26 protein-coding genes, 1 other RNA gene and 1 riboswitch are annotated in these 26,027 nt (G+C 67.5%); of the genes, 8 read left to right on the top strand and 19 right to left on the bottom strand.

Going from position 1 to position 26,027, the window contains the following annotated elements:
- The 7 genes from mraY to ACZLIF_RS03065 are packed head-to-tail and all read right to left on the bottom strand — an operon-like array spanning nt 1 to nt 7,448.
- Nucleotides 1–1,086 (bottom strand): phospho-N-acetylmuramoyl-pentapeptide-transferase, encoded by a 1,086-nt coding sequence (mraY, locus tag ACZLIF_RS03095; protein ID WP_053516457.1) that lies wholly within the window; start codon nt 1,084–1,086, stop codon nt 1–3.
- Nucleotides 1,076–2,470, bottom strand: a complete 1,395-nt coding sequence (locus ACZLIF_RS03090) for a UDP-N-acetylmuramoyl-tripeptide--D-alanyl-D-alanine ligase (RefSeq protein ID WP_128989136.1) — start codon at nt 2,468–2,470, stop codon at nt 1,076–1,078. The genes mraY and ACZLIF_RS03090 overlap by 11 nt, the downstream gene beginning before the upstream one ends.
- Nucleotides 2,467–3,966 carry a UDP-N-acetylmuramoyl-L-alanyl-D-glutamate--2,6-diaminopimelate ligase gene (locus ACZLIF_RS03085; protein WP_128989134.1) on the bottom strand — a complete coding sequence of 500 codons (1,500 nt, stop codon included), beginning with the start codon at nt 3,964–3,966 and terminating at the stop codon, nt 2,467–2,469. The genes ACZLIF_RS03090 and ACZLIF_RS03085 overlap by 4 nt, the downstream gene beginning before the upstream one ends.
- Nucleotides 3,963–5,807, bottom strand: coding sequence for a peptidoglycan D,D-transpeptidase FtsI family protein (locus ACZLIF_RS03080; RefSeq protein WP_065182805.1), 1,845 nt, complete (start codon nt 5,805–5,807; stop codon nt 3,963–3,965). Before ACZLIF_RS03080 ends, ACZLIF_RS03085 begins: the two co-directional genes overlap by 4 nt.
- Nucleotides 5,804–6,067 (bottom strand): cell division protein FtsL, encoded by a 264-nt coding sequence (ftsL, locus tag ACZLIF_RS03075; protein ID WP_053516463.1) that lies wholly within the window; start codon nt 6,065–6,067, stop codon nt 5,804–5,806. The genes ACZLIF_RS03080 and ftsL overlap by 4 nt, the downstream gene beginning before the upstream one ends.
- The gene (gene rsmH, locus ACZLIF_RS03070) at nt 6,064–7,032 is read right to left on the bottom strand and encodes a 16S rRNA (cytosine(1402)-N(4))-methyltransferase RsmH (protein WP_053516464.1); all 969 of its coding nucleotides are present in this window, start codon (nt 7,030–7,032) and stop codon (nt 6,064–6,066) included. Before rsmH ends, ftsL begins: the two co-directional genes overlap by 4 nt.
- A gap of 14 nt (nt 7,033–7,046) precedes the next feature.
- Nucleotides 7,047–7,448: a division/cell wall cluster transcriptional repressor MraZ gene (locus ACZLIF_RS03065; RefSeq protein ID WP_008266948.1), complete on the bottom strand. Its 402-nt coding sequence runs from the start codon at nt 7,446–7,448 to the stop codon at nt 7,047–7,049.
- A 369-nt stretch (nt 7,449–7,817) separates the two neighbouring features.
- Between ACZLIF_RS03065 and ACZLIF_RS03060 the strand changes: the two genes are divergently transcribed.
- Nucleotides 7,818–8,606: an NRDE family protein gene (locus tag ACZLIF_RS03060; protein ID WP_065175816.1), complete on the top strand. Its 789-nt coding sequence runs from the start codon at nt 7,818–7,820 to the stop codon at nt 8,604–8,606.
- Between the two features lie 51 nt (nt 8,607–8,657).
- On the opposite strand, the gene rnpB is transcribed toward ACZLIF_RS03060, so the two are convergent.
- Together rnpB and rsmI are read right to left on the bottom strand one after the other, a co-directional pair.
- An RNA gene (gene rnpB, locus ACZLIF_RS03055) (RNase P RNA component class A) lies at nt 8,658–9,009 on the bottom strand.
- Between the two features lie 87 nt (nt 9,010–9,096).
- Nucleotides 9,097–9,915: a 16S rRNA (cytidine(1402)-2'-O)-methyltransferase gene (gene rsmI, locus ACZLIF_RS03050; RefSeq protein ID WP_128989132.1), complete on the bottom strand. Its 819-nt coding sequence runs from the start codon at nt 9,913–9,915 to the stop codon at nt 9,097–9,099.
- Nucleotides 9,916–9,996: 81 nt separating this feature from the next.
- On the opposite strand from rsmI, the gene ACZLIF_RS03045 reads away from it, so the two are divergent.
- The 3 genes from ACZLIF_RS03045 (at nt 9,997) to ACZLIF_RS03035 (ending at nt 13,559) form a co-directional block, all read left to right on the top strand.
- Entirely contained in the window at nt 9,997–11,718 is a 1,722-nt protein-coding gene (locus ACZLIF_RS03045; protein ID WP_128989130.1) for a penicillin-binding protein activator, read from the top strand.
- A complete protein-coding gene (locus tag ACZLIF_RS03040) occupies nt 11,708–12,076 on the top strand; it encodes a YraN family protein (RefSeq protein ID WP_065182806.1) in 369 nt (122 codons plus the stop codon). Before ACZLIF_RS03045 ends, ACZLIF_RS03040 begins: the two co-directional genes overlap by 11 nt.
- Nucleotides 12,077–12,173: 97 nt before the next feature.
- Nucleotides 12,174–13,559, top strand: a complete 1,386-nt coding sequence (locus ACZLIF_RS03035; protein WP_065182807.1) for an FAD-binding oxidoreductase — start codon at nt 12,174–12,176, stop codon at nt 13,557–13,559.
- A 72-nt stretch (nt 13,560–13,631) separates the two neighbouring features.
- On the opposite strand, the gene thiL is transcribed toward ACZLIF_RS03035, so the two are convergent.
- From thiL to ACZLIF_RS03010, 5 genes are all read right to left on the bottom strand, one after another.
- Nucleotides 13,632–14,594, bottom strand: a complete 963-nt coding sequence (thiL, locus tag ACZLIF_RS03030) for a thiamine-phosphate kinase (RefSeq protein WP_128989126.1) — start codon at nt 14,592–14,594, stop codon at nt 13,632–13,634.
- Nucleotides 14,595–14,720: 126 nt separating this feature from the next.
- The gene (nusB, locus tag ACZLIF_RS03025) at nt 14,721–15,200 is read right to left on the bottom strand and encodes a transcription antitermination factor NusB (RefSeq protein ID WP_128989124.1); all 480 of its coding nucleotides are present in this window, start codon (nt 15,198–15,200) and stop codon (nt 14,721–14,723) included.
- Complete coding sequence (ribH, locus tag ACZLIF_RS03020) at nt 15,197–15,664, bottom strand: 6,7-dimethyl-8-ribityllumazine synthase (protein WP_010481977.1); 468 nt, start codon at nt 15,662–15,664, stop codon at nt 15,197–15,199. The genes nusB and ribH overlap by 4 nt, the downstream gene beginning before the upstream one ends.
- 146 nt (nt 15,665–15,810) lie before the next feature.
- A complete protein-coding gene (ribB, locus tag ACZLIF_RS03015; protein WP_053516472.1) occupies nt 15,811–16,911 on the bottom strand; it encodes a 3,4-dihydroxy-2-butanone-4-phosphate synthase in 1,101 nt (366 codons plus the stop codon).
- Nucleotides 16,908–17,519: a riboflavin synthase gene (locus ACZLIF_RS03010; RefSeq protein WP_111186317.1), complete on the bottom strand. Its 612-nt coding sequence runs from the start codon at nt 17,517–17,519 to the stop codon at nt 16,908–16,910. The genes ribB and ACZLIF_RS03010 overlap by 4 nt, the downstream gene beginning before the upstream one ends.
- 74 nt (nt 17,520–17,593) lie before the next feature.
- Nucleotides 17,594–17,739, bottom strand: a riboswitch (FMN riboswitch).
- A 237-nt stretch (nt 17,740–17,976) separates the two neighbouring features.
- Here ACZLIF_RS03010 and ACZLIF_RS03005 point away from each other — a divergent pair.
- The 4 genes from ACZLIF_RS03005 to ACZLIF_RS02990 all read left to right on the top strand — a co-directional run bounded on the left by ACZLIF_RS03005 (nt 17,977) and on the right by ACZLIF_RS02990 (nt 21,444).
- Nucleotides 17,977–18,600 (top strand): hypothetical protein, encoded by a 624-nt coding sequence (locus ACZLIF_RS03005; protein WP_053518907.1) that lies wholly within the window; start codon nt 17,977–17,979, stop codon nt 18,598–18,600.
- A gap of 67 nt (nt 18,601–18,667) precedes the next feature.
- Nucleotides 18,668–19,597 carry a hypothetical protein gene (locus ACZLIF_RS03000; protein ID WP_164972381.1) on the top strand — a complete coding sequence of 310 codons (930 nt, stop codon included), beginning with the start codon at nt 18,668–18,670 and terminating at the stop codon, nt 19,595–19,597.
- A gap of 140 nt (nt 19,598–19,737) precedes the next feature.
- Nucleotides 19,738–20,622 (top strand): hypothetical protein, encoded by an 885-nt coding sequence (locus ACZLIF_RS02995; RefSeq protein WP_128989120.1) that lies wholly within the window; start codon nt 19,738–19,740, stop codon nt 20,620–20,622.
- Nucleotides 20,623–20,790: 168 nt separating this feature from the next.
- Nucleotides 20,791–21,444: a hypothetical protein gene (locus ACZLIF_RS02990; protein ID WP_128989118.1), complete on the top strand. Its 654-nt coding sequence runs from the start codon at nt 20,791–20,793 to the stop codon at nt 21,442–21,444.
- 45 nt (nt 21,445–21,489) lie between these two features.
- On the opposite strand, the gene ribD is transcribed toward ACZLIF_RS02990, so the two are convergent.
- From ribD to ACZLIF_RS02965, 5 genes are all read right to left on the bottom strand, one after another.
- Nucleotides 21,490–22,575: a bifunctional diaminohydroxyphosphoribosylaminopyrimidine deaminase/5-amino-6-(5-phosphoribosylamino)uracil reductase RibD gene (gene ribD / locus ACZLIF_RS02985; RefSeq protein ID WP_128989116.1), complete on the bottom strand. Its 1,086-nt coding sequence runs from the start codon at nt 22,573–22,575 to the stop codon at nt 21,490–21,492.
- Nucleotides 22,576–22,761: 186 nt separating this feature from the next.
- Nucleotides 22,762–23,283, bottom strand: a complete 522-nt coding sequence (gene nrdR, locus ACZLIF_RS02980; RefSeq protein WP_053518899.1) for a transcriptional regulator NrdR — start codon at nt 23,281–23,283, stop codon at nt 22,762–22,764.
- Between the two features lie 216 nt (nt 23,284–23,499).
- Nucleotides 23,500–23,946: a hypothetical protein gene (locus tag ACZLIF_RS02975; RefSeq protein WP_128989114.1), complete on the bottom strand. Its 447-nt coding sequence runs from the start codon at nt 23,944–23,946 to the stop codon at nt 23,500–23,502.
- Between the two features lie 82 nt (nt 23,947–24,028).
- Nucleotides 24,029–25,282 carry a serine hydroxymethyltransferase gene (gene glyA / locus ACZLIF_RS02970; RefSeq protein ID WP_065175825.1) on the bottom strand — a complete coding sequence of 418 codons (1,254 nt, stop codon included), beginning with the start codon at nt 25,280–25,282 and terminating at the stop codon, nt 24,029–24,031.
- A 189-nt stretch (nt 25,283–25,471) separates the two neighbouring features.
- Nucleotides 25,472–25,933 (bottom strand): RcnB family protein, encoded by a 462-nt coding sequence (locus tag ACZLIF_RS02965; RefSeq protein ID WP_053518893.1) that lies wholly within the window; start codon nt 25,931–25,933, stop codon nt 25,472–25,474.
- Between the last annotated feature and the right edge of the window lie 94 nt (nt 25,934–26,027).

Raw genomic sequence — 26,027 nt, 5'->3', positions numbered from 1 at the left:
TCAGCGCACCTTCAACGTGGCCAGGCCGATCAGCACGAGCACGACGGAGATGATCCAGAAGCGCACGATCACGCGCGGCTCCGGCCAGCCCTTCAGTTCGAAATGGTGGTGGATCGGCGCCATGCGGAACACGCGCTTGCCGGTCAGCTTGAACGAGGCGACCTGGATCATCACCGACAGGGTCTCGATGACGAATACGCCGCCCATGATCACCAGCACCAGTTCCTGGCGGGTGATCACCGCGATCGTGCCCAGCACCGCGCCCAGCGCCAGCGCGCCGATGTCGCCCATGAAGACCATCGCCGGATAGGTGTTGAACCACAGGAAGCCCAGCCCGGCGCCCGCGATGGCGGCGCAGATGATGACCAGCTCACCGGCACCGGGAATCTGCGGGATCTGCAGGTAGTTGGCGAACACCACGTTGCCGGAGGCGTAGGCGAACACGCCCAGCGCGCAGGCGACCAGCACGGTCGGCATGATCGCCAGGCCGTCCAGGCCATCGGTCAGGTTGACCGCGTTGGAGAAGCCGACGATCCAGAAGTAGGCGATGGTCACGAAGCCGATGCCGGCCAGCGGCAGCGCCACCGACTTGAACATCGGAATGTAGAAGGTCAGTGCGGCAGGCACATCGGCGGTATAGAACAGGAACAGGCCGGCGGCCAGTCCGAAGATCGACTGCAGCAGGTACTTCCAGCGCGACTTCAGGCCGTTCGGGTCGCGGCGGACGATCTTGATCCAGTCGTCGTACCAGCCGATCGCGCCGAAGCACAGCATCACCGCCAGCACCAGCCAGACGTAGCGGTTGCGCAGGTCGGCCCACATCAGCACCGACAGGGTGACGGTCAGCAGGATCAGCGAACCGCCCATGGTCGGCGTGCCGGCCTTGGAGAAATGGGTCTGCGGGCCGTCCTTGCGGATCGGCTGGCCGCCCTTGAACTGGGCAAGCTTGCGGATCATCGCCGGGCCGAGCCACAGCGACAGGAACAGGGCCGTCAACGCGGCAAGGATGGCGCGGAACGTCTGGTAGTTGAACAGCCCGAACAGGCTCTCCAACTGCTGCAACCATCGAGCCAGTTCATACAACATGCGGGGATTCCTCTCCTTGCGCCAGCAGCGCTTTGACGATCGTGTCCATGGCGCTGCCACGGGAACCCTTGACCAGGCAGCGCACGCCGGCGTGCAGCTCGTCCTTCAACGCCTGCGACAGCGCGTCATGGGTGGCGAATTGGCGGCCGCCTTCGCCGAACGCGGCGGCGGCGGCGGCACTGAGCGGACCGAGCGCATACAGGCGCTTCAGCCCTGCGGCGCGCGCGCGGACGCCGGCCTGCGCGTGCAGCGACTGCGCATCCGGGCCAAGCTCACGCATGTCACCCAGCACCAGCCAGCCCTCTTCCGGGGCGGCCGCCAGCGCATCGATGGCGGCGGCCAGCGAACCGGGATTGGCGTTGTAGCTGTCGTCCACCAGCACCGCACCATTGCGCAGCTGGTGCGCGATCTGGCGTCCGGGCACCGGCTGTGCGTCGGCCAGGCCGGCGGCAACCCATGCCAGGTCGATGCCGGCAGCCAGCGCCAGGCTGGCGGCAGCAAGCGCGTTGCTGACGTTGTGGCGGCCCGGCAGGCCCAGCACCACGCGTGCTTCGCCCATCGGCGAGACCAGCGTGAACTGGCTGCCCTGCGCACCGGCGCGGATGTCACGCGCGGTGATGTCGGCAGTGTGTTCCAGGCCGTAACGCAGCACGCGGCAGCGCGGCGGAACGCCGACGAAGTGCTGCTCGAACCACCGTCCGTAGGCATCATCGACATTGATCACCGCCACGCCGTCGGCCGGCAGTGCGGCGTAGATGGCGCCTTTGGTGGTGGCCACGCCGAGCAGACTGCCCATCCGCTCAAGATGCGCAGGCGCGATGTTGTTGACCAGCGCATAGCGCGGGCGGGCGATATCGGTCAGGTAGGCGATGTCGCCCGGCTTGCCGGCGCCCATCTCGTAGACGGCGTAGTCGGCATCTTCCGGTGCATCGATCACCGCCAGTGGCAGGCCGATCTCGTTGTTGCGGTTGCCCGGGTTGGCGTAGACCACCTTGTGCGCGTGCTGTGCCACCTGTTGCAGGATGGCCAGCAGCAGGCTCTTCACGCTGGTCTTGCCGTTGCTGCCGGTGATCGCGAAGACCTCGGTGCTGCGGTCGCGCTGCATGCCCGTGGCGATCTTCGCCAGCGCCAGTTCGCTGTCGGCGACCAGCACCTGCGGCAGCTCGACCGGCAGCAGGCGCTCGACCAGCAGCGCGCTGGCGCCACGGGCCTGCGCGTCGGCGGCGAAGTCATGGCCATCGAAACGCTCGCCACGCAGGGCCACGTACAGGCTGCCCGGGCCGAGACTGCGGGTATCGTTGCTGATGGCATCGATGGCGACATCGTCGCCGTGGATCTCGCCGCCGGCCCAGTGCGCGATCAGCGACAGCAGGGTGCGCTTCATCGTGCACCCTCCGCCGCCAGCACACCGGCCTTGGCAGCCAGTGCAGCGGCCGCCACTTCGGTATCGTCGAAGTCGTGGCGTACGCCCTTGATCTCCTGGTAGGGCTCATGGCCCTTGCCGGCGATCAGGATGATGTCGCCGGCACCGGCGCGCTTCACGGCCAGGCCGATCGCGCGCGCACGGTTGCGCTGCACCGTCACCGCGCCGGCATCGGTGAATCCTGCAAGGATGTCGGCGACGATGCGGTCACCGTCCTCGCCACGCGGGTTGTCATCGGTCACGATGACCTGGTTGGCCAGCCGCTCGGCGATGGCCGCCATCTGCGGGCGCTTGCCGGTGTCACGTTCACCGCCACAGCCGAACACACAGAACAGCGTGCCCTGCAGGTGCCCGTGCAGGCTGTCCAGTGCCTGTTCCAGTGCATCCGGCGTGTGCGCGTAGTCGATGACCACGGTCGGCAGGCCCTGCTCGCCGCCAAGGCGGTTCATGCGGCCGCGGATCGGCTGCAGCGCCGACAGCACCTCGGCGATACGCGGCAGTGGCTGGCCCTGCGCGTGCAGGGTGCCGGCCACGGCCAGCAGGTTGTCGACGTTGAAGCGGCCCAGCAGCGGCGATCGGACAGCTGCGCGCTGGCCTTCGATCACCAGGTCGAAGGCGATGCCACGGCCATCAAGCTGCAGCGCGTCGGCGAGCACGACGGCGCCGTCGGTACCGCGCGAGCTCAGGCCGATCGGCAGCACGCCGGCCGGCAGATCGGCGAGCAGCTGGCGCCCGAACGCGTCGTCGAGGTTGATCACCGCGGCCTTCAGGCCAGGACGATGGAACAGGCGGGCCTTGGCGGCGCCGTAGCTGGCCATGTCGCCGTGGTAATCGAGATGGTCGCGGGTGAGGTTGGTGAACACGGCCACGTCGTAATGCACGGCATCGACGCGGCCCTGGTCCAGCGCATGTGAACTGACTTCCATCGCCACCGCTCGCGCACCCTGGTCGCGCAGCTGCGCCAGCAGGGCATGCATCTGCAGCACCAGCGGCGTGGTGAAGCCGGTCGGCTCGACCGCGCCGTAAAGTCCAGCACCCAGCGTGCCGATACTGCCACTGGGCGTTCCCAGCAGATGCCAGGCCTGGGCCAGCAGCTGCACGGTGGACGTCTTGCCGTTGGTACCGGTGACACCCACCATCGCCATTGCCCGCGACGGTGCACCGTGGAACTGGTCAGCCATTGCGCCCATGCGTGCGCGCAGGCCCGGCACCGCGATGGCATCGGCCGGTGCGGGCAGATCGTCCGGTGCCGGTGGCTCGAACAGGATCGCGCCGGCGCCCGCCGCGCGCGCCTGATCGACGAAGCCCAGGCCGTGTGCGCCGAAGCCGGCGATGGCCACGAAGGCATTGCCGGGACGTACGGCACGGCTGTCCAGCACCAGGCCGGTCAGAACGGGATCATGGCCCGCCAGGGCCACGTCCGGAAGCAACTGCGAAAGCAACATCGAAGGGCTCATTGCGTGCCTCCCGTGGCGGGCGGCGTCTGGACCTGCGCGCTGGGCAGCGCGGCATCGAATTCGGCGGCGGCATCGACCGGCAACGCGGTCTCGGCCGGCGGGGCCGGCAGGATCGAGGCCGAGTGCCCCATCTTTCCGGACTGCTGCGCGGCCAGCCACGACTGCAGGTCGTCCAGCGGCACATCCATCAGGCGCAGAGTGCCTTCCATCACGTTGTGATAGACCGGCGCCGACACCAGGCCGCCGTAGAACTTGCCGGCCTGCGGATCATTGATGACGATGACAGTGGCGAAGCGCGGGTTGGTGGCGGGCACCACGCCGGCGAACAGCGCGTTGTAGTGACCGCGCTCGTAGCCGCCGGGGCCGGCCTTGCGCGCAGTACCGGTCTTGCCGGCGACGTGGTAGCCCAGGACCGCCGCCTGCTTGGCGCCGCCCTGGGTGACCACCGTTTCCATCATCGCCACCACCTGCTTGGCGACGTTCTCGTCGATGATCTGCTGGCCTTCGTTGCGCTGCCCCTTGACGAAGGTCGGTGCGATCAGGCGACCACCGTTGGCCAGCGCCGAGTACGCGGTGGCGATCTGCAACGGCGTGACCGACAGGCCGTAGCCATAGGACATGGTGGTCTTGGTGGTTCCCGACCAACGGCCCGGACGCATCACCACACCTCCCGACTCACCCGGGAAACCGCTGTGCGGTACCGAGCCGTAGCCGAAGCGCCGCACACCGTCATAGAAGGTCTGGTCGGGCATCTTCGCCGCGACCTTGGCGGCACCCACGTTGGAGCTGCGGGTGATCACGCCGGTCACGTTCAGTACCCCGTTGTTGCGCGGCACGTCGCGGATGGTGAAGCGGCCCAGGGTCATGTAACCCGGATTGGTGTCGACGATGGTGTCCTTGGTCACCACGCCTGCCTGCAGCGCGGTGGCGATGGTCAACGGCTTCATCGTCGAGCCCGGTTCGACCAGATCGGTCACCGCGCGATTGCGGCGCGAATCGGGCAACGCACCGGTCAGCGAGTTCGGGTTGTAGGTCGGCAGGTTGACCATGGCCAGGATCTCGCCTGTGGTCACGTCCATGATGACCATCGAACCGCCGGCCGCCTTGTTGGCCACCAGCGCATTGCGCAGTTCCTTGAAGGCCAGGTACTGGATGCGGCGATCGATGCTGAGGGTCAGGTCCTTGCCCGGTTCGGCGGCACGCAGCAGATCGCTCTCGACGGTCTCGCCCTTGCGGTTGCGGATCACCCGCTTCGCGCCCGGCTTGCCGCGCAGCCATTCGTCGAACGCCAGTTCCAGGCCTTCCTGGCCGCGGTCGTCGATGTTGGTGAAACCCAGCACATGCGCCATCGCTTCGCCCTGCGGGTAGAAGCGGCGGAACTCGCGCTGCGCGGCCACGCCTGGAATCTTCAGCGCGACCACCTTTTCTGCCTCGTCCGGATTGATCCGGCGACGCAGGTACATGAATTCCTTGTCCGACTTCTGCGACAGGCGGCTGCTCAGCTCGTCCACCGACATGCCCACGGCCTGCGCCAGTTCCGGAATGCGGTCAGGCGCGCGCAGCAGGTCCTGCGGGTTCACCCAGATCGAGGCCACCGGGGTGGAGACCGCCAGCGGTTCGCCGTTGCGGTCGGTGATCATGCCGCGCGAGGTTTTGATCGGCAGCTCGCGCAGGTAGCGGGCCTCGCCCTGGCGCTGGTAGAAATCGCTGTTGATGATCTGCACGTAGGCCGCGCGGCCGACCAGCGACACCGAACACAGGCCAAGCGCCAGCGCCACCCAGCGCAGGCGCTGGCGCAGGTTGAAGGCGTTGCGTGGACGGTTGCGGCCGGTCTTGCTCATGGGCGCACCACCACTACGTCGGCGGCTTCGGGGAACTTCATGCCCAACTTCTCGCGGGCGATGCGGTCGACGCGGTTGGCTTCGGCCAGGGTGGCCTGTTCCAGCTGCAGGCGGCCGAACTCGATGTTCAGGTCATCGCGCGCACGCTCGGCGCGCGACAGCTCGATGAACGTCTGCCGGTGGCGGTGGCGCACGAACACCACGCCGATCGCCGAGGCCACGGTGGAGGCCAGCAGAATGATCAGCAGCAGGCGGCTCATGCGTCGGCCTCCCGCTTCTGGGCCACGCGCAGCACGGCGCTGCGCGCGCGCGGGTTGGCGGCCAGTTCGTCGTCCGTGGCCTTGATGGCCCCGCCGATCAGGTCCAGGGTCGGCACGAACGCGACCGCTTCAGGCAGGCGGCGGTTGGCAGGCGGCGCCTTGGCCAGACGGTTCATGTACTGCTTGACGATACGGTCTTCCAGCGAATGGAAGCTGATGACCGCCAGCCGGCCGCCGGGCTTGAGCCGTTCCACCGCCGCGTCGAGCCCGGCCTCCAGATCGGCCAGCTCGCGGTTGATGTGGATGCGGATGGCCTGGAAACTGCGGGTGGCCGGATGGATCTTGTCCTTGCCGCGGGGCATCACCGACGCGATCAGTTCGGCCAGTTCGGCGGTGCGGGAGAACGGCTGCTTCTCGCGGCGGGCAACGATGGCGCGGGCGATGCGCCGGCTCTGCCGCTCTTCGCCATAGGTCCACAGCACGTCGGCGATCTCGCGCTCTTCGACGCGGTTGATCCACTGCGCGGCACTTTCGCCGCTGTCCGGATCCATGCGCATGTCCAGCGGGCCGTCCTTGCCGAAGCTGAAACCACGTTCGGCCACGTCCAGCTGCGGCGAGGACACGCCGAGATCGAACAGCACGCCATCCAGGCCTTCGGCCGTCTCGTTCCACTGCAGCAGCTGGGCGAAGCTGCCACGGAAAATCGACACGCGCGGGTCCGGCGCGAAGTCGCGCTCGGCCACAGCGATGGCTTCCGGATCCTTGTCCATGACCAGCAGGCGTCCCTCCGGCCCCAACTGGGTGAGCACGCCACGTGCGTGACCGCCACGACCGAACGTGCCATCCAGATAACGTCCGTTTTCGATCACCCTCAGGCCGTCCAGGACCTGGGTGTACAGGACCGGCAGGTGCACCGCCGGCGACTGCGACACCGGAAGGTGACCGGCCTGCGCTTCTGGGCGCATCCGGGCACCCCGGCTCACAACTTCAGGTCGAGCAACCCATCGCCCAGATCCTCGTCAGACAACGTCTGCTGGATCAGGGCACGATGCGCCTGCTCGCTCCACAATTCGAACTTGTCGCCCATACCGAGCAATACCGCCTTCTTTTCTATGCCCACCGCACCGCGGTGGCTGGCGGGAATGCTGATACGACCGTTGCCGTCCAGCTCCAGGTGGGCGGCCGAGCCGACCAGCTTCTGCTGCAACAGGCGCACGACGCGCTGGGTATTGGGCTTGGACATGACATCGTCGCGGACCCGCTCCCATTCCGACTCGGCATACAGCCACAGGCAGCCGGCTTCGAACGGGTTGTAGGTCAACACGAGACGGTTGTTGCTGGCGCGCGCGACCAGGTCGCGGTAAGCGGTGGGAACCGCCATGCGCCCCTTGTCGTCAACTGTGATGGCCGTCTCGCCCTGAAACACGACGCCTGCACCTTGTCCTTCGCCCGGTGAAACATTGAACCACGAAAACCCACAAAACACCCGGATTTCCCTCTGATGCCCACCTTAGCAGCGAGCGAAGGGTTGTCAACAACTTTTCCGCAGGGAAATCGCCAGCCACATCAATGGCTTGCAGCAACCTTTAGAGAATTGTTCAAGGCTTATCCACAAGTTGCTGATCCGTCTCAATTTTTGAGATTGAACGGAAGTTCAGGCCTGTGCAGGGGGCGTGAAACATCGCCCCCGCATTCATCGGGAACTGGCTGAAAGCGGCGCCAGACTGCGCAAACCGGGCACAATGACGTCATGTGCCTGCTTGCTCTTGGCTGGATGCACCATCCGCGCTGGCGGCTGGTGATGACCGGCAACCGTGATGAGTTCCACGCCCGCCCCACTGCGGCGCTGGCCCGCTGGCAGGATGAGACCTCCGTCATCGGCGGGCGCGACCTCCGCTCCGGAGGAGGCTGGGCCGGCGTCGGTGCCGGCGGCCGGATGGCGGTGGTCACCAATGTGCGCGATCCGCTGGCCGCCCAGACCGGTCCCTCGCGTGGCGCGCTGGTGGCCGACTTCCTGCGTGGCCGCGACCCGGCCGCAGTGCATATCGATCGCTTGGCGGCCGTGGCCGGCGCCTACGCCCCGTTCAACCTGCTGCTTGCCGATAGCGACAGCCTGGAGTATCTGGGCAACCACCCTGCCGAACGGCAGCGCCTGGGGCCGGGCGTGCATGGCATGTCCAACGGTGCACTGGATGCCCCCTGGCCGAAGACACAGCGGCTGATGGCCGCGCTGACGGCCTGGCTCGAAGAAGACGGGGTCAGATCTCCTTCGCAAAGCGAAAGGGATCTGACCCCGGACCTGACCCCGCTATGGACCGCGCTGGCCGACGAACACCGGCCTGCCGACAGTGACCTGCCGGACACCGGCATCGGACTGGAACGCGAGCGCTGGTTGAGCCCGGCCTTCATCCGCGGCGACGACTACGGCACCCGTGCCAGCACCGTGCTGCTGATCGATGGTGATGGCCACGGGCAGATCCATGAACGCCGCTTCGGGCCGCAGGGCGTATTCGTCGCCGGAAGCCGCATCGACTTCTGAACGGCGGGCAGGATGCCGCCGGGCATGGCCCGGCGCTACACAGGTGAATGGAGGCGGAGCCGGCCGATAAGCCGGGTTCTGTCGTGGACAGTCATTCCTCTAGGCGTTACGTCACCGCAACGCTCAAGCAACCTACCCGGATCCAACGCGGGCCGCGCCAAAGGATCCCTATTTGGTCTTGCTCCAGGTGGGGTTTGCCGTGCCGGTCTGTTACCAGACTCGCGGTGCGCTCTTACCGCACCATTTCACCCTTACCGGTCTTCCGAAGAAGACGTAGGCGGTATCTTTCTGTTGCACTTTCCGTCGGCTTGCGCCGCCCAGGCGTTACCTGGCACCTTGCCCTGTGGAGCCCGGACTTTCCTCGGCACCCCGCAAGGGATGACGCGACTGTCTGGCCGGCTCCGCCAGCGCGCATTCTACCGTACGCGGGTGGTTCCTGCCCGGTGGCTGTTCGAGGCCGCGCGACGCGCACGCCGGGCATGGCCCGGCGCTACCGGCCGTACAACGCCTTGCGCGGTGCGCCGGTCAGCTCGGCGGCCAGCTTGGCGGCGGTCGACGGCGGCAGGTGCTCGCTCAATGTGGCGTAGACGCGACGGCCATGGGCCAGCTGCGCTTCCTCGTCGTCGCCGGCCCCCTGCACCATCACCACGAACTCGCCCTTGCGCTGGTTCTCGTCGGCTTCGACCGCTGCCAGCAAGGCCGCCAGATCGCCATCCAGCACGGTCTCGAACAGCTTGGTCAGCTCCCGTGCCAGCACCGCAGGCCGCTCACCGCCGAAGATCGCCGCCATGTCCGCCAGGGACTCGGCGATCCGGTGCGAGGATTCGTAGAACACCATCGTGCGCACCTCGCCGGCGAGCGCCTGCAGCCGGTCGCGGCGCCCGCTGGCCTTGGCCGGCAGGAATCCCTCGAAACTGAAGCGATCGCTGGGCAGGCCGGCCACACTGAGCGCGGCAATGGCGGCACAGGCACCCGGAACCGGGCTGACCCGGATGCCCGCCGCACGCGCGGCCCGTACCAGGCGGAAGCCGGGATCGCTGACCAGCGGCGTGCCGGCATCGCTGACCAGCGCCAGCGATTCGCCCGCCTGCAGGCGCGAGACCAGTCGCTGCGCCAGGGCGTCTTCGTTGTGCTCGTGCAGCGCCACCAGCGGCTGCTGGATGCCGAAATGGGACAACAGCTGGCCGCTGCGCCGGGTGTCTTCGGCACAGATCGCCGCTACCGAACGCAGCACCTCCTGTGCGCGCGGACTCAGATCGGCCAGGTTGCCGATCGGCGTGGCGACGACATACAGGGTGGGGACACTCATTTCAGCGGTACTCACGGGGCAAGGGTAGAATCCTAGCGTGTACCTGGCCAAGGCCGCTGCCCTCATCGCATGGACCCGATCATGAACAAGCCCGCCGCACGCATCTCCGCCCTTTCGTTGTCGCTGATGCTCCTGGCCGGCTGTGCCACCACCAGCTTCACCAGCGCGCCCGAATCGCCGGCCCAGAGCCAGGCGCTGGCGCTGATCGAACAGGGCAAGCCGCGCGACGCCGCGATGCAGCTGGAGGGCCTGGCGGCCACCCTGCGCGGCAGCGCGCGCAGCAATGCCCTGGCGGATGCAGCCTGGGCGTGGCACCTGGCCGGCGACAGCACCCGCGCGCGCAGCCTGTTGGGGCAGCTCAGCGCCCGCCAGCTGTCCGGTGCCAGCCTGCAGCGTTACCAGCTGACCGGCGCCGAGCTGGCACTGGCTGACAAGCAACCCGCACAGGCGCTGGCCCTGCTCAAGGACAATGGCGACAACGTCGCACCCGGCCTGCGCACGCGCTGGCTGCTCGCCCGTGCCCAGGCCCTGCAGGCCACTGGCGATGCCTTCGGCGCCGCCAGCGACCGCGCACGCGCGCAGGCCGGCCTCACCGGCAGCGCGCGCAACGAGAACCAGGCGGCCATTTCAGGCCTGCTTGGCACCCTCGACGATGCCACGCTGCGCAGCCGTGCCGCCGCGCTGCCGGCCAACGATCCGCTGTACAACTTCGCCGGCCGTGCGTTGATCGCCCGCGGCCTGCCGCTTCCGCGTCCGTTCGACCGCGACGGTGCCGCCCAGTTCGACACCAGCAAGCGCCCGCCGGCAATGAGCGATGGCTACCGCCCGCCGGCGAAGCTGGCCGTGCTGCTGCCGCTCAGTGGCCGCCTCGCCACCGCGGCACAGCCGGTGCGCGATGGCCTGCTCGCCGCCTATTACGGCGAATCGCGCCGCCGCCCGGACATCAATTTCTTCGATACCGCCGGCACGCCGGCCGGGGCATTGGCTGCTTACGACAAGGCAGTGGCCTCCGGTGCCGACTTCGTCGTTGGCCCGCTGGGCCGCGATGAAGTGGATGCGGTATACGGCCGCCAGCCGCTGCAGGTGCCGGTGCTGGCGCTGAACCGTGGCAAGGATTCACCGCCGGCCGGCAGCGCCGGCTTCTCGCTCGCCCCGGAAGACGACGGCATCGTCGCCGCCGAATACCTGCGTGGCCGTGAGCGCAATCGCGCCCTGGTCATCAGCAGCAGCGACGATACCGGCCGCCGCGCCGCCGCGGCCTTCTCCCAGCGTTTCACCCAGCGCGGTGGCCAGGTGGCCGCCACGGTATCGGTCCCTGAAGCGGTGGGCGATGTCGGCGCCCAGGTGCGCAATGCCGGCCAGGTCGACGCTGTGTTTCTCGCCGTGCGCGCTCCGCAGGCGCGGCTGCTCGCGCCGCAGCTGGCGCTGGCCGGTGTCGGCGGCGCCACCCGCGTCGGCACGTCCCAGCTGACCATCGGCAGCGGCAAGGTGGAGGAAGACGTGGCACTGGACGGCATCGTCTACCCGAATGAAGCCTGGAACGTGCGCAGTGTCTCCGGCCTGCCGTCGGCCAGCCAGGTCGCCAGCACGCTGCCCAGCGCGCGCGGTGCCGCCGGCCGCCTGTTCGCCTTCGGCGCCGACGCGTGGAAGATCAGCAGCTATCTGGACAAGCTGGCCAACGAAGGCGGCCTGGAAGGCGCCACCGGCACCCTGTTCCTCGATGGCAACGGCAACATCCTGCGCCAGCCGGCGTGGTCGACCTTCAGCGGCGGCCGGCCGATGCCGATCGTCGGTGGTCGCTGAGCGCACGCAGCGGGGCTCGGCGGTGGAAACCGCCGCCGAGCTGCACCTGCAACAGGCCGGGCTGCAGCCACGCGCGCGCAATGTCCGTTATCGAAGCGGTGAACTGGACCTGGTGATGGACGACGCCGGTACCGTGGTTTTCGTGGAGGTGCGGTACCGCGCGCGCAGCGACTTCGGCGGCGCTGCCGCCTCGGTCGACCCCCGCAAATGCCGGCGCCTGGTACAGGCCGCACAGTTGTACCTGCAGGCGCATCCTGCACTGGCCGATGCGCCCTGCCGCTTCGACGTGGTCGAGGCCAGCGGCGAACCGCCACAGCTGCACTGGCTGCGCGACGCGTTCCGGCTGGACGACTGCTGATGCCCTCGATCATCACCCACGCTGCGGTGCCGATGCCCGGCGCAGAGGCCGCCTGTAAGGCCATCCACTCCGTACCGGTTGTTCCACGAGATCCAACATGAGCCCTGCCCTGCCCGCTGCCCTGGTTGCCGAACTGTCCGCCCTGCTGGGCACGGAGGGCTGGCGCATGGATGACACCGCGCTGGAGGCGAATGCGCAGGACAACTCATGGCGCCGGCAACGCCCCGCCGCCGTCGCGCTGCCGGCCGACACCGAACAGGTGCAGGCGCTGGTCCGCGCCTGCCGTGTGCACGGCGTGGCCCTGGTCGCGCGTGGCGCGGGCACCGGTACCACCGGGGCGGCGGTGCCCCTGCCGGGCAGCATCGTGCTGTCGTTCACCCGCATGGATCGCATCGTCGAGATCCGTGCCGGTGATCGCTGCGCGGTGGTGCAGCCTGGCGTGCTCAACGGCGCCCTGCAGCAGGCGCTGACACCGCATGGGCTGTTCTGGGCGCCGGACCCGTCCAGCGCGGAGATCTGCAGCGTCGGCGGCAACCTCGCCTGCAATGCCGGTGGCCCACGCGCGGTGAAGTACGGCACCAGCCGAGACAACGTACTGGGGCTGGTCGCGGTCACCGGCACCGGCGAGGTGATCCGCTGCGGTGGTGCCTATACCAAGGATGCCACCGGCTACGACCTGACCCACCTGCTGGTGGGTAGCGAGGGCACCCTGGCGCTGATCGTGGAAGCTACCTTGAAGCTGACGCCGCTGCCGGTCGCGCAGGCCGGACTGCGCGTGCTGTACCGCGATGCCGATGCCGCCGCCGCCGCGGTATCGCGGCTGATGTCGCAGCCAGTGGTACCGACCCGCCTGGAGTTCATGGACGCGCGCAGCCTGGAGCTGCTGCGCCTCAATGGCGCCGACGTACCGGAGGCCGGCGCGATGCTGCTGGTCGAGGCCGATGGCGACCACGACACCCTGCCCTACCTGCTGCAGGCGCTGGCCAGCGCTGCCGAAGGCGACGGCATGATGGAACTGGACGTAGCGATGGAGGGCCGCGCACGCGACCAGCTGTGGGCGGCGCGCAAGGCACTGTCGCCCGCGCTGCGCAGCGTTGCGCCCGGCAAGATCAACGAAGACGTGGTGGTGCCGGTATCGCGCATTCCCGACCTGGTTGCCGGGGTACAGGCGCTGGCAGGCCAGTACAGCCTGACCATCGTCACCTTCGGCCATGCCGGCAACGGCAACCTGCACGTCAACATCCTGTACCACCCGGACGATGCCGATGAGAGCGCGCGAGCGCATGCGGCGCTGCCGAAGATCTTCGCGCTGACGCTGGCACTGGGCGGCACACTGTCCGGTGAACATGGCATTGGCCTGGCCAAGCGCGATTTCATGGCGCAGGCGTTCACTCCCGCCACGCTGGCGACCATGCGCGCGATCAAGGCCACGCTGGACCCGGATGGCATCCTCAACCCGGGCAAGGTGCTGCCGCCTGCATGAGGCGCCGCCCTGTGCATGAACGCCGTCCGTGTCAGGACGGTAGCGCCGGGCCATGCCCGGCGTCTTCATTCGTCAGGCGAAGTGCTGATAACCACCGTCGGCCACTTCGCCATCCACGTGCACGCCCTGCCCTTCGGCGATGCGGCCAATGCGGGTGAGCGGCAGGTCCAGCGATTCGGCGAGGTAATGCAGTGCGTCGCGCTGATCGGCGGCCGCAGTGAAGCACAGCTCGTAGTCGTCTCCGCCACGCAATGCACAGTCGCGCGCGCCATCGCGGCCGAGCAGCTCACGCAGCGCGTGCGAGATCGGCAACGCATCGGTATCGACATGCGCTGCCACGTCACTGAGGCGGGCGATGTGGCCCAGATCGGCCAGCAGTCCGTCGGACACATCCACTGCCGCATGCGCGAAGGCACGCAGGCGCAGGCCGAGGGTCACGCGTGGCGTCGGCCGCAGCAGGCGCTGGCGCAGGCTTTCATAATCGACGAGCAACGTGGCCGTGGCCACGTTCAACGCACCCTGTTGCCACAGGCGCAGCGCACCTGCCGCATCCCCCAGCGTGCCACTGACCCAGATGTCATCGCCGGCCTGTGCACGGTCGCGGCGCAGGGCCTGACCACGGCCAACCTGGCCCATTGCGGTGACAGACAACGACAGCGGTCCGCGCGTGGTGTCACCCCCGATCAGCGCGACGTCATGCTGGTCGGCCAATGCGAAGAAGCCATCGGCGAATGCCTCGATCCAGTCTTCGGACGTTTCCGGCAATGACAGCGCCAGGGTGCACCAGGCCGGTCGCGCGCCCATCGACGCAAGATCGGACAGATTGACCGCCAGCGTCTTCCAGCCGATATCGAAGGCCGGCGTCTCCACCGGGAAGTGCACGCCACTGTTGAGTGTATCGGCGGTCACCACCAGCTGTTCATTCGCGCGCGGCTGCAGCAGCGCGGCATCGTCACCGATGCCGAGCAGCACGTCATCGCGCTCGGCGGTGCGGGCGCGGATACGGTCGATGAGGGCGAATTCGGCCAGGGACATGGGGCGTTCTGCTCTTAGGTAGCAGCCGGGCCATGCGCGGCTGCAGTTCGATCACGCGCCACACTACCGGACGCAACCCTGCCCTGCGCGGCAAGCCAGGCAGGGCACGGCTCTACAGCGATCGGGTCAGTGGCCCGATTCGACCTTGCGCCATTCCACGGCGGCGCGGTCCAGCACACCGTTGACGTAGGTGTGGCCGTGTTCGGAGCCGAAGCGCTTGGCCGATTCGATGGCCTCGTTGATCACCACGCGGTACGGCACGTCCAGGCGGTAGCGCAGCTCGTACGCCGCCAGGCGCAGCACAGCGCGTTCGATGGCATCGACTTCCTCGATGCCACGGTCCAGATACGGGGCCAGCGCTTCGTCGATGTCGGTGCGGTTGTCGAGCACGCCGTGCATCAGCGCCTCGAAGTACGCCAGATCGGCGATCTCGCGGGCCTGCTCATGCGCGAACTGGGCGATCAGCGACTGTGCGTTGCCGCCGGAGATCTGCCACGCATAGACGGCCTGCACGGCACGACGGCGCGCGCGCGAGCGCAGCACCGGATCAATGCCATCGCGGCGGACGGGTTTACCGGAGGGCTTGCCCTGGGTGTTCTTGTTCATGGCAGCTGCTCCAGAAGATTGACCATTTCCAATGCGGCGAGTGCGACTTCCTCGCCCTTGTTGCCGTGGCTGCCGCCGGCGCGGGCCTCGGCATCTTCCACGCGTTCCACCGCCAGCACGCCGTTCAGTACCGGCACGCCGAAATCCAGCTGCACGCGCATCAGGCCTTCGGCGCAGCGGTCGGCCACGTGTTCGTAATGACGGGTGTCGCCGCGGATCACACAGCCGAGGGTGAGGATGGCGGCGTGTTCATGGGCGGCGGCCAGGCGTGCGGCGACCAGCGGCAGTTCCCAGGCGCCCGGCACCCGGATCACGTCGATGTTGGCTTCGGTGATGCCGTTGCCGGCCAGGCTCTGGCGTGCGCCGGCCACCAGCGTATCGGTGATGCGGGCGTTCCAGCGGCTGGCCAGGATGGCAAAGCGCGCCGACTCGGGAGTGCGAAGATCGCCTTCGTAGTGGCTCATATGCGGCTTGGGGGACTCGATAAGGGGTAATTCTAGCGTGGATGGGCCCCGGCCGTGGTTGGCGGGGGCCTGGCATCCGCCGGGCATGGCCCGGCGCTACCGGGGTCGGATCCCGCACCGCGGCCTCCGACCCCAAGGGGCGACCGTTACAGGGCCACCGTCTCCACCACTTCCAGGCCATAGCCGGCCAGGCCGATCTGCCGGCGCGGCGTGCCCAGCACGCGCAGCTTGCCCAGACCCAGATCGGACAGGATCTGCGCACCGGCGCCATTGCGGCGCCACTGGCCCACATCCTTGTCCTTGCCCGGCACCACCGGTGCGGGCTGCTGGCGCAGGCGCGCGAGCAGCGCCTCGCCATCGCGCGGCGCCGACAGCACCACCATCACGCCGGCACCTTCGGCGGCGATCGCACGCAGCGCGTCGGTGGCGGCCACGCCGAAATCGTCACGACGCCAGTGCAGCAGGTCGGCCAGCGGATTCTCCACCTGCACGCGCACCAGCGTAGGCGTGCCAGCGTCGGGAGTGCCGCGGACCAGGGCGAAGTGCAGGTCGTGGGCGATGCGGTCGCGGTAGGTCACCAGCCTGAACGGGCCGAACTCGGTATCGATGTCGCGCTCATCAACGCGCTCGACCGTCTTCTCGGTGGCCAGGCGGTAGGCGATCAGGTCGGCGATGGAGCCCATCTTCAGGCCGTGCTCGCGGGCGAACACTTCCAGCTCCGGGCGACGCGCCATGCTGCCGTCCGGGTTGAGGATCTCCACCAGCACGCCGGCCGGTTCCAGCCCGGCCAGCATGGCCAGGTCCACGCCCGCCTCGGTGTGGCCGGCGCGGGTCAGCACGCCGCCCGGCTGGGCGATCAGCGGGAAGATGTGGCCGGGCTGGTGCAGGTCCGACGGCCGCGCGTTGGGCTTCACCGCGGTGCGGATGGTATGCGCGCGGTCATGGGCGGAGATGCCGGTGGTCACGCCCTCAGCCGCTTCGATGCTGACGGTGAAATTGGTCTGGAACTGCGCGGTGTTGGCCTGCACCATCGGCGCCAGGCCCAGGTCGGCGGCGCGGGTGCGGGTCAACGGCAGGCACACCAGGCCACGGCCATGGGTAACCATGAAGTTGATGTCGCTGGCCTTGACCAGCTCGGCAGCCATGATCAGGTCGCCTTCGTTCTCGCGGTCCTCGTCATCGACGATGACGACCATGCGGCCCTGGCGGATGTCTTCCAGGATCTCGGGGATCGGCGCGAAGTTCATGCTGCGCCTCCCTGCAGGTGCCCGCCAACAAGACGTTCGACATAACGGGCGACCAGGTCGATTTCCAGGTTCACCGCACTGCCCACGCCGGAGGCGGAGAAGGCGGTGTTGGCCACGGTATGCGGGATCAGCGCGACCTCGAAGCCTTCCTCGTCCACTTCGTTGACGGTGAGGCTGACGCCGTCCACGCAGATCGAGCCTTTCTTGGCGATGTAGCGCAGCAGCGAGGCCGGCGCGGCGAAGCGCCAGCGCTGGGCGCGCGCGTCATCGTGGATGGACAGCACCTGGCCCAGGCCATCAACGTGGCCGCTGACCAGATGCCCACCCAGACGATCGGTCGGGCGCATGGCACGCTCGAGGTTGATGACCGCGCCCTGCTCGAGTTGGCCCAGCGTGGTCAGGCCCAGCGTCTCGGTGGAGGCATCGGCCTGGAAGCTGTTGGCGTCGAATGCGATGACCGTCAGGCAGACACCGTTGATGGCGATGCTCTCGCCCATCTGCACGTGGTCGAACGGCAGGTTGCCGACATTGAAGGTGAAGCGGACATCGCCGCCGATGGACTCGCGTGCGGCCAGACGGCCGACGCCTTCGATGATTCCAGTAAACAAGTAACGTTCTCCGCAGGATGTGAGCGAAAAACGCCGCAAGGCAAACAGGCACGCGCAGGGCATGGGCCCTGTGGCACCGTCTTCTTTCATCCGGACTATGACCGTCGGCTCCGGCCTTGAACCGGATCTGCTGACCCCCGGCCGTGGACCGGGGCGCTCGCGGGCTCGTGCTTGCGCACCTACCGCCGGTGGGGAGTTGCACCCCGCCCTGAAGACGTTTGTGTACCGGCGAACCGGCGCAGCAAGTGTACCAGCCCGGGCTGAACGGGGTGGGATGCCCGGCGCCGCAGCCGTTTCCCGGCGGGAAACGGATCTCACCCCAAGCCTGCCCAGCCTGTGACGGCTGTCTCTCGCATTTTGTAAAACTTTCATTAAAATTCGCCGCGGACGACATGAGGTCGCCACGGGCTGCGCCTCCGGCGCGCCCGCCAATGGACTGCAATTCACAGGAATTCCCATGCGCAAGCTCCTGATCATCGCCAGCCTGCTGGCCGTCGCTCCGCTGGCCTCGGCCGCCGAAGGGCTGAGCTACACCTACGTCGAAGGTGGCTGGACCCAGGTCAAGACCGACGACAGCGATTTCAACGACCCGAAGCTTGACGGCGGCTACGTGCGCGGTTCGTTCGCGCTGGCCGAGCAGGTGCACGTGTTCGGCAGCTGGTCGCGTACCAGCAAGAGCTACCACTTCACCGGTGCGTCGGCCAAGTTCGAACTGGACCAGCCTGAGCTGGGCATCGGCTACCACATGCCGTGGACGGACCGCCTGGACTACACCGCCGACATCGCCTGGGTGCGCCAGAACGCCGAGCTGACCGTGAAATCGGATCTGTTCGGCCGCGAACACCTGAAGGATCACACCAACCTGGCCCGCGCCACCATGGGCGTGCGTGGCAAGCCTTCGCCGAAGACCGAAGCGTGGGCCAAGGCCGGCTACATGGATGGCGGCAACGACTTCAAGGGCACCTGGGTCGGCACCGTCGGTGGCCAGATCAATTTCACCCCGACCTGGGGCCTGGTGGGAGAAGTCTCCGGCCAGCGCGATGTCACCCAGTTCTCGGCCGGCGTCCGCGCCAGCTTCTGATTGCCCGATCCTCGTCGTGCGATCGAACGGGCCCCGCAAGGGGCCCGTTTTTTTTCGGACAGGTTGCATGGATTGCCGGGCCGGCAAGCCCGATCCTCTGGGCCCCTCACGCGTTCCTGTCCATGCCGTGCTGAAACCTGTCCTTGCCCTGTTGCTGTCCGTACCGTTTGCCACGCGCGCAGCAGAACCCGCCGCGCTTTCACTGGAAGCAACGTTTGATGCGTATATCCAGGTCATTGCCCACAATGATGGTCGAGCCCGGGACATCCTCAGGCGCAGCCTGGAGACGGCGGACGCTGACCACCACCATCACATCGCATCCAGCACGTACCGGCTGTATGCCTTTGGAGGTCTGGACAAAGTGTTCAGTGCGGCGGCAACCGAGGCAATACATGCACGCATCCAGCGCATCCGTTGCGAGATCACTGGGATCGAGGCCGTGAAACGCGACACATCAGATCATCACGAGGTACGCTATCAATGCCTGCTCCCGGACGTATCGGCGGCCTTTGACGTTTACCGCGAGAACCGCAGGTATTTCCATCCGGACAAGGATGAAGAGCGATTCGCGGCCTTCCTCGATCAATACGCTGCGATTGTCAGCGACGCACCCGACCGCATCCACCAAGCGGAAGCCGCGTTCTACCGTCTCGGCAGTCCTGGACCATGGATGGGCGGCACCTTGGACGATCTTGCCCCCGCGCTGTTTGAGCGATTGCTCCCCTTCAAGGAGTGGGACGAACGGATCGATGCTGAGTCCGTCGTTGTATTCTCCGGCATTCCAGCGTGTGATCTCATGCTGGACGCACAGATGAAATTCGCAGCACGCCACTATCCGGACAACCCACGCCAGCGGGGCGCAGCGCTTCATGAAAGCATGGCGGAGCTTCTGAACATGCTGGGTCGGGAATCTTCAATGAGATACTGCAGGGCGATCCATGATGCCTACCGTGATCAGTGGTCAGCCACGTTCGACAACCCGCTGCCACGACGATGACCACGTGGTCACCCGCCTGAAGCGCATTGCCCGATCCTCGTCGTGCGGTCGAACGCCCCCGCAGGTGGCCCGTTTTTCTGCCTGCGGCAACGGCGGAGAATGCGCTAGGCTTGCCCGCCTCTGGACCCGGAATCACTGTCATGAAGACCCCCCTGCGCTCCCTGCTGGCCACTGCACTGTTGTGCGCTCCCCTGTTCGCCAGCGCCGCCTCGACCCAGCTGAGCCCCGAACAGACGTTCGATCTCTATGCCCGCGTACTGCTGGAAGACGACGCGGCCGCCACGCGCACGCTCAACGACGCGCTGAAGCCGGCGTTCGAGGGCCAGGACGCCGTGACCCCGAACCCGGGGGCGCTGGCCAAGGCATTGGCCGAACCCTGGCAGACGGTACTGGCCAGCACCGGCGCCAAGGTCGACGCTGCGGCCACCGAAGCGCTGTACGCCAAGGCGCTGCGTGATTCGAAGTGCCGCGCAACCCAGAGCGTGATCGAAGACAACGAATACGTTGAAGACCAGAAGCTGGCGCGGATCACCTACATCTGCCAGGTGCCCGACCTGGGCAAGGTCCGCCCGCTGTTCGCCGCCAGCCTGGCCGACCATGCCAGCCCGGCTTCGCGCAAGCAGTTCACCGATGCCTACACCCAGGCGCTGCAGAGTGGTGCACGCGTGCCGGTCAGCGGCGCCTTCACCCTGTACCCGGCCAAGGACAACGGCTACTGGTACAGCGGCAACTTCGATGATCTGGTGGGCACCGTGGCCGGTGCGCTGGCTCCGTTCGAGGACTGGATGCAGGACGCGCAGGCAGCCAACGCGCCGAAAGTGACCGGCATACCCGGCTGCGACCTGCTGCTGCAGCAGCACCGCGCCTGCGTGGCGAAGATCGCACCCGACCAGATCAGCGGCGTGGACGCGATGGCCGAAGAGCTGAAGGCCAAAGCGCAGGTGCAGTCGGCCGAGGAGATGACGCAGGAGTGCAAGGCACTGCGCCCGCTGGCCGAGATGATGTGGACCGACGAATGCACCTGAGCCGCTAAGTGGTAGCGCCGGGCCATGCCCGGCGTCACTCGAATGCACCTGATCGCGTGATGATGGCATCGCAGCGGGGGCATGCGCTGCATGACCCCGTTTGCAACTTCTTGCATTGCTTCACAGGGTGCCGGGGCCGATCCTGCAGCACCCTTCCCGGCCCCTGACATGCGCCTGCTCGCCGCTCTGTCCTTTCTGTTCACCGGCGTGTGCATTGCCGCGCCACACACGCCGGAACAGGAGTACACGCTGCAGGCGCGTGTTGTTCTTCAGCACGATCCGGCTGCGCGCGACCAGCTGGCCCTGTGGGACGCTGCCGCTGTTCCTCGCAACGGAATCGATTGGCAGCGCAGCCTCGATGATCTGCCCACCTGGCTGCGGCAGCAGCAGATCGTGCCGCCCTCGGCGGCGGTGATGCAGGATGTCACCGATGCACTGCTGGCGCGACTGTCGACGGCCACCTGCCACGCCGAGGCGTTCCTGCCGCTGGGCAGTCCCGAGATCGGTCAATTCACGCTCGCCTGCGCGTTGCCCGACCCGGCGCCCACGTTCGCGCTTTACCGGGCATTGCGCCAGGCCGGGCCTGGCGGGCAGGCGCACCACAGCGATGTGTTCTTCAGCGCCTACGCCGCCCACCTTCGCAGTGCGCCGGCGGCATTGCATCGCACCCATGTGGTGGGGTGGTCCTCCTATCGCCATGGCGACGTGCATGAGGCCCGTTCAGACCAGCTGTACCAGGCCATTCTGCTGAGGTTGCTGCCGTTCGAGGCATGGGACCGGCGTATCACGGGGGATGTTCTCCCAAGCCTGCTCCACGACTGAGCACCCCCGCTACCGCGCGTCCGTCTCGTCCGCCACCTGCCCATGCTACGGCCGCAGCAGCAGGCGCAGGTCCTCACCTACCTGGCACTGCTCGACCACGCGCAGCCGGCGTTGCTGCTGCATCGCCTCGATGCCCAGTCCGGCCAGCAGCGGGCGGCCGCGGTCCCCCAGCAGGGTGGGCGCCTGGTACAGCAACAGCTCGTCCGCCCAGCCGCCGCGCAGCAGCGCACCGGCCAGCGTAGCGCCGGCTTCGGTATGCACTTCGTTGATGCCGCGCCCGGCCAGCAGCGTCAGCATCGCGCCAAGATCGAGACGGCCGTCGGCACTGGGCACGCTGGCGAATTCGGCATCGGCTGCATCGGGTGCACTGACCGCCGCATCATGCAGGTACAGCGTCGGTGCCCCACCCTCGCGCACGCGGCTGCACTGCAGGGAACGCAGGCGCGAATCGAGCACGACGCGCAGTGGCGGCATCACCTCGGCATCGGCCAGGCGCACGGTCAGCATCGGATCATCAGCCAGGATGGTATCGGCACCGGTCAGGATCGCGCCGGCGCGTGCACGCCAGTGCTGCACGTCTTCGCGCGCCGCTGCTCCGGTGATCCATTTGGACGTGCCGTCGGCCATCGCCGTACGCCCGTCCAGGCTGGCGGCCAGCTTCACCCGCAGCCACGGGCGATTGCGCTCCACGCGGGACAGAAAGCCCTTGTTGAGCTCGCGTGCCTGCGCCGCCATCAGCCCTTCGGCGACCTCGATGCCGGCGCCGCGCAGCAGGTCGAATCCGCCGCCATCGACCTGCGGGAAGGGATCACGCAGCGCAGCGACCACACGCGATACACCGGCCTCGATCAGTGCCAGGGCGCACGGTGGTGTGCGCCCGTAATGCGCGCAGGGCTCGAGGGTGACGTAGGCAGTGGCACCGCGCGCCTCACCACCGGCCTCGCGCAACGCGAACACTTCAGCATGCGGGCCACCGGCACGCTGGTGCCAGCCCTGCCCGACCACACGTTCACCATGGGCGATCACGCAGCCGACCATCGGATTGGGGCGGGTGGTGTAGGCGGCGCGCTCGGCCAGGCGCAGCGCGCTGGCCATGTGCAGATGGTCGAGGACGGAGAATGGGGTGGTCATCTGGCCATGGTAACGCTGCCGGTGTTGATCCATGCCGTCGGTGCCAACCAAGGTTGGCACCCACCAGTGAATGCGCCATCGGTGCCAACCAAGGTTGGCACCCACCAGTGGATGCGGCCATCGGTGCCAACCAGGGTTGGCACCCACCAGTGAATGCGGCCATCAGTGCCAACCAGGCAGAGGCGGTCAGCCTTTCTTCTTCTTGGCCAGGGCGATCACATCGCCCAACAGCTGCAGCTGTTCGGTGCTGGCCGGCAGCTCGCGTTCGAGTTTTTCGATTTCCTCGCGGAAATCGGCCACATCCTCGAAGCTGCGGTAGACCGAAGCGAATCGCACGTACCCCACGTGATCGAGCTTGCGCAGCTCGTTCATCACGAACTCGCCCACCTTGATCGAAGGCACTTCACGCTCGCCACTGAGGCGCAGCTGGTGGACCACCGCACGCACCGCCGCTTCGATCTTGTCTTCCGGCACGGCACGCTTCTGCAGCGCGCGATCGAAGCCGGCGCGTACCTTGCGCTGGTCGAAGGCCTCGCGGGTGCCATCGCTCTTGACGATGGCCGGCAGCTTCAGTTCGACGGTTTCCAGGGTGCTGAAGCGCTCGTTGCAGGCCTCGCACTCACGCCGACGGCGGATCGTCGCGCCGTCTTCAGAGACGCGCGAGTCGATGACCCGGGTATCGGCATGTTGGCAGAAGGGGCAATACATGGAACGCCTGGCTCAGGGGGCAACCTAAATGCCACGGTCATGGCAGCGTCGCAAAGGTACCTGAGAAGGGGCTTTCCGGCAAATTTCATGCGCTGTACGGCCCCTCGTCAAAGGCAACCCTGTAACCGTCCCAGATGCACCCAGATACTCAGAAACACGCTGATGCGTGAGGCTGGGGAGGCGATCCCTACACCCCCATGCGACCTGCCTGAAAACTCAGGCGCCCGGAAGGTGAGCCGCAAGGTGAGCAGGCCGCCAGCGCAGCCAGGCCAGATGCGCCGCCGGCAGCAGCAGCGGCGGGCCGAACAGCAACAGGCTGAAGCCGTCCATGCGTTCGGTCAGGCCGACCGCCAGCCCCAGCACGACGGCGGGCACTGCTGCCAGCGCGCCCAGCGCCAGCAACGCCCACCACACCCGGCCCACTGCCTGCAGGCCAGACCGGCCCTGCAGCAGGAAACCGGCGCCGATGTACAACCAGGCAACAATGCCCAGCGCCCCGGCGGTGCCCCAGCACACCAGCAGCAGCCGGCTCGGCAGGCGGGTTTCCTGCATCAGGCCGGAATACACGCCCACCAAGGCCACGGTGCCTCCCAGCAGCACGCCTGGCAGCCCGAACAGCAGGGCCTGCACGAGGTGCAGGCGCTTGTGCAGACGTTCATCCATACGCTCATCCATGTGCGTTGCTCTCCCTGGGCCGTGGTCAGAGCCCTTCCCCTGCGGGACGGGATCCGACCCCATTACCCGATCAACCGTAGACCGGGTACTTGCGGCACTGCGCGCTGACGGCATCGCGCACGCGGGCGATCACGGCGTCATCGTTCGGCGCATCGAGGACATCGGCGATCCAGTTGGCCAGATCCACGCAGTCCTGCTCGGTGTAGCCACGGGTGGTCACCGCCGGCGTACCCAGGCGCAGGCCCGAGGTCACGAACGGCGAACGCGGGTCGTTCGGCACCGAGTTCTTGTTGACGGTGATGTGCGCCTTGCCCAGTGCCGCTTCCGCGTCCTTGCCGGACACGTCCTTGCCGATCATGTCCACCAGCATCAGGTGGTTCTGGGTGCCGCCGGAGACGATCTTGTAGCCGCGCGCGATGAGCGTGCTGGCCATCGCCTGGGCGTTCTTCACCACCTGCTGCTGATAGGTCTTGAAGGCCGGTTCCAGCGCTTCCTTGAAGGCCACCGCCTTGCCGGCGATGACGTGCATCAGCGGACCGCCCTGGATACCCGGGAACACGATCGACTGCAGCTTCTTGACCAGGTCCTCATCGGCACCCTTGGCGACGATGATGCCGCCGCGCGGGCCGCGCAGGGTCTTGTGGGTGGTGGAGGTGACGACGTGGGCGTGGTCCAGCGGGCTCGGATAGACGCCGGCGGCGACCAGACCGGCGACATGGGCCATGTCGACGAACAGGTAGGCGCCGACCTTGTCGGCGATGGCGCGGAAGCGTGCCCAGTCGATCACCTGCGAGTAGGCCGAGAAGCCAGCCACGACCATCTTCGGCTTGTGCTCCAGGGCCAGGCGCTCGACTTCGTCGTAGTCGATCAGGCCCTGGTCGTTCACGCCGTACTGCACGGCGTTGAACAGCTTGCCCGAGGCGTTCACCTTGGCGCCATGGGTGAGGTGGCCGCCGTGGGCCAGGCTCATGCCGAGGATGGTGTCGCCCGGCTGCAGCAGCGCGAAGTACACGGCCTGGTTGGCCTGCGAGCCGCTGTGTGGCTGCACGTTGGCATAGTCGGCGCCGAACAGCTGCTTGAGGCGGTCGATCGCCAGCTGCTCGGCGATGTCCACGTATTCGCAACCACCGTAGTAGCGCTTGCCCGGATAGCCTTCGGCGTACTTGTTGGTCAGCTGGCTGCCCTGCGCTTCCATCACTGCCGGGCTGGTGTAGTTCTCGCTGGCGATCAGCTCGACATGGTCTTCCTGGCGCTGGGTCTCAGCGGCGATGGCCTTGGCCAGTTCGGGATCGTAGGATTCGATGCGGACGTCACGCGGGAACATCGGGTACTCCAGCAGGCAGGGAAAGGGGGTGTACGGCTCAGCCCCTGATTGTAGCCCCGCACCGGCCGGCTGGGGCCGAAACGGACGGGGCCGGATCCCTCGAAGGAATCCGGCCCCGTATGGTTTCGAGTGAAGTTGCGGGGTCAGATCCCTTTCCGTTGGGAAGGGATCTGACCCCGACCGCGATCCTCAGCGGCTGCTGAGCACGTACTGGGCGATCACGCCGGTGGCGATGGCCACCAGCAGCATGTTGCCGCGGTCATCGCGGATCCAGTGGTGGCCATGCGGCGGACGGCGCAGGTGGTAGCGCGGATAGTCGTTCACCACGTAGATCGGGCCGCGATAGTAGTCGCGGTAGCGGTGCCCCACCTTCCAGCCATAGCCGGGGCCGTAGGCAGGGCGGTAGACCACACGCGGCGGCGGTGCCGGGCGGTAGTAGCGGTCATGGTCACGGTGCCACTCGCGGCGGTCCTGCCGGTAATCGCGCCGGGCCTCACGGCGGTCGCGCTCCCAGTCACGACGGTCCTGTCGCCACTCGCGACGATCCTCCCGCCACTCGCGGCGGTCGTGACCGCGGCCGCGATGGTCGTCGTCGGCAAATGCCGGGGCAACCGCGCCGAGCGCCAGCACAGAGGCCACGGCTCCGGCCATTACTCAATTGATGCGCATGTCAGACCTCTGCTTGGGTGGTGGTGACCCCATATTGCGCACCGGATCTGAACCGTTTCCGGCTGGAAACGCTTCC

This window comes from Stenotrophomonas sp. 2201_Sma (genome assembly GCF_056486685.1).
This window is presented reverse-complemented; position numbering and strand designations above follow the sequence as displayed.

Excerpts from the sequence above, each read along its gene's own strand:
- mraY (WP_053516457.1), bottom strand. The coding sequence starts at position 1,086 with ATGTTGTATGAACTGGCTCGATGGTTGCAGCAGTTGGAGAGCCTGTTC.
- ACZLIF_RS03090 (WP_128989136.1), bottom strand. The coding sequence starts at position 2,470 with ATGAAGCGCACCCTGCTGTCGCTGATCGCGCACTGGGCCGGCGGCGAG.
- ACZLIF_RS03085 (WP_128989134.1), bottom strand. The coding sequence starts at position 3,966 with ATGAGCCCTTCGATGTTGCTTTCGCAGTTGCTTCCGGACGTGGCCCTG.
- ACZLIF_RS03080 (WP_065182805.1), bottom strand. The coding sequence starts at position 5,807 with ATGAGCAAGACCGGCCGCAACCGTCCACGCAACGCCTTCAACCTGCGC.
- ftsL (WP_053516463.1), bottom strand. The coding sequence starts at position 6,067 with ATGAGCCGCCTGCTGCTGATCATTCTGCTGGCCTCCACCGTGGCCTCG.
- rsmH (WP_053516464.1), bottom strand. The coding sequence starts at position 7,032 with ATGCGCCCAGAAGCGCAGGCCGGTCACCTTCCGGTGTCGCAGTCGCCG.
- ACZLIF_RS03065 (WP_008266948.1), bottom strand. The coding sequence starts at position 7,448 with ATGGCGGTTCCCACCGCTTACCGCGACCTGGTCGCGCGCGCCAGCAAC.
- ACZLIF_RS03060 (WP_065175816.1), top strand. The coding sequence starts at position 7,818 with ATGTGCCTGCTTGCTCTTGGCTGGATGCACCATCCGCGCTGGCGGCTG.
- rsmI (WP_128989132.1), bottom strand. The coding sequence starts at position 9,915 with ATGAGTGTCCCCACCCTGTATGTCGTCGCCACGCCGATCGGCAACCTG.
- ACZLIF_RS03045 (WP_128989130.1), top strand. The coding sequence starts at position 9,997 with ATGAACAAGCCCGCCGCACGCATCTCCGCCCTTTCGTTGTCGCTGATG.
- ACZLIF_RS03035 (WP_065182807.1), top strand. The coding sequence starts at position 12,174 with ATGAGCCCTGCCCTGCCCGCTGCCCTGGTTGCCGAACTGTCCGCCCTG.
- thiL (WP_128989126.1), bottom strand. The coding sequence starts at position 14,594 with ATGTCCCTGGCCGAATTCGCCCTCATCGACCGTATCCGCGCCCGCACC.
- nusB (WP_128989124.1), bottom strand. The coding sequence starts at position 15,200 with ATGAACAAGAACACCCAGGGCAAGCCCTCCGGTAAACCCGTCCGCCGC.
- ribH (WP_010481977.1), bottom strand. The coding sequence starts at position 15,664 with ATGAGCCACTACGAAGGCGATCTTCGCACTCCCGAGTCGGCGCGCTTT.
- ribB (WP_053516472.1), bottom strand. The coding sequence starts at position 16,911 with ATGAACTTCGCGCCGATCCCCGAGATCCTGGAAGACATCCGCCAGGGC.
- ACZLIF_RS03005 (WP_053518907.1), top strand. The coding sequence starts at position 17,977 with ATGCGCAAGCTCCTGATCATCGCCAGCCTGCTGGCCGTCGCTCCGCTG.
- ACZLIF_RS03000 (WP_164972381.1), top strand. The coding sequence starts at position 18,668 with ATGGATTGCCGGGCCGGCAAGCCCGATCCTCTGGGCCCCTCACGCGTT.
- ACZLIF_RS02995 (WP_128989120.1), top strand. The coding sequence starts at position 19,738 with ATGAAGACCCCCCTGCGCTCCCTGCTGGCCACTGCACTGTTGTGCGCT.
- ACZLIF_RS02990 (WP_128989118.1), top strand. The coding sequence starts at position 20,791 with ATGCGCCTGCTCGCCGCTCTGTCCTTTCTGTTCACCGGCGTGTGCATT.
- ribD (WP_128989116.1), bottom strand. The coding sequence starts at position 22,575 with ATGACCACCCCATTCTCCGTCCTCGACCATCTGCACATGGCCAGCGCG.
- nrdR (WP_053518899.1), bottom strand. The coding sequence starts at position 23,283 with ATGTATTGCCCCTTCTGCCAACATGCCGATACCCGGGTCATCGACTCG.
- ACZLIF_RS02975 (WP_128989114.1), bottom strand. The coding sequence starts at position 23,946 with ATGGATGAACGTCTGCACAAGCGCCTGCACCTCGTGCAGGCCCTGCTG.
- glyA (WP_065175825.1), bottom strand. The coding sequence starts at position 25,282 with ATGTTCCCGCGTGACGTCCGCATCGAATCCTACGATCCCGAACTGGCC.
- ACZLIF_RS02965 (WP_053518893.1), bottom strand. The coding sequence starts at position 25,933 with ATGGCCGGAGCCGTGGCCTCTGTGCTGGCGCTCGGCGCGGTTGCCCCG.